Genomic DNA, 1,387 nt, shown 5'->3' on the forward strand with positions numbered 1-1,387 from the left:
ATCGAAAGCCCCGACCAATGCTGGTCGGGGCTTTCGTGGTTTCCGGGCATATTCGTGAGAACCTGCGTTCTCCGATGAGCTGGTCGGCACCGCTCTCGGGGCGGAAGGACCGCCCATCGTGGCTCAGATCGACGTGCAGAACGTCTCGTTCACCCTCCTCGACGGGACCCCGCTTCTCGAGGACGCGGCGCGAGAGTTCGAGGACGCCGAGAACGCGCTCAGCGAGTCCGACGATCTCGATGGGCAGATGCGCTACGCCGAGGCGATCGCCGATTACGCGGATGCCGGCGGGTACGAATACGAGACCGTGTGGGACACCTGCACGACGGCGGCCCTTCCCAATCCACCCTGGTCGGGTCTGCTGATCCTGTCGATGAGAACGCAGCGACATCGCAGCCACCCAACCGACCGTCCGGGAAGCCGGGGCACGTCGCATGGCCTGTGCTGCGGGCATGTCGAGTGGGTCGTCCAAGGGCGACGCAGGAGCGCCGACGCGACGTGCTGAGAGGTGGTTCTCAGGCATGGCGAGCGCTCAGGGACGGCGTCGCTCCCTGCGCAGGAGGGAGCGCAGAGTCTCGGCGTTCGCGTAGCCGACCCGTAGCGCGATCTCGGCGGAGGTGAGGTCCGTGGTTGCTGAGAGGTGCCGAGCTCGTTCGATGCGAAGCCGTTGGACGAAGCCGAGCGGAGTGAGGTTGAGCGCCGCACGGACTCGCCGTTCGAGGGTGCGCCGGCTGGTGCCGAGCGACTGTGCGACGAAGGCGACGTTGAACGGTTCGTCCAGGCGGGCGCGCACGAAGCGTTCGAACTCGACGATGATCGGGTCCTCGTGCCGGAGATGTTCGTAGGCGACGAAGGCCGCCTGCGACGGGCGCTCGTCGATGATGAGGAGCTTGGCGACATGTCGGGCCAGGTCGGGGCTGATCGATCGCACGAGCGAGAGCGCGAGGTCGATGTGGGCGAAGGCGGCGCCGGCGGTGACGAGGTTCCCGTCGGCCACGACCATGGTGTCGAGATCGAGGGCGACGGTCGGATAGCGCTTCAGGAACTCCGGCCCCAGGAACCAGCTGGTCGTCGCCCGCCGATGATGCATCCGTCCGGTCTCGGCGACGGCGAACACGCCGGTGCACGCCGCGGCGATCCGGGTGGTCGCCTCGTCGAGGCGCCCGAGGGAGGCGATGACCGAACGAGCATCTCGGCTCTGGAGGACGTCGTTGGTAGCGGCGGCCGTAAGGGTTCCAAGCGCAGGGACGACGACCACGTCGAACTCTCCGGACTCCGACAGCGGGTGGTCCACCGACAGGGTCATCGATGCCGTCGTGGTCACTCGCCGTTTCGGTCCGAGGATGGCGAGTTCGATCGGGTCGATCCGCGGGTCGACATCGCCGCG

Annotated in this window: 1 protein-coding gene and 1 pseudogene; one reads left to right on the plus strand and one right to left on the minus strand. The window is 67.5% G+C overall.

Translation table 11 applies throughout. The features are described from left to right. Window positions 1–184: 184 nt before the first annotated feature. Window positions 185–346: pseudogene (locus tag Q9S36_RS51560) on the plus strand (ABC transporter ATP-binding protein); the annotation flags it as partial. A 186-nt stretch (window positions 347–532) separates the two neighbouring features. On the opposite strand, the gene Q9S36_RS51565 reads toward Q9S36_RS51560, so the two are convergent. Further along, on the minus strand, window positions 533–1,387 hold an 855-nt coding region (locus tag Q9S36_RS51565; RefSeq protein WP_311292446.1), incomplete at its 5' end, for a helix-turn-helix domain-containing protein.

Source organism: Microbacterium sp. ARD31 (assembly GCF_031844425.1).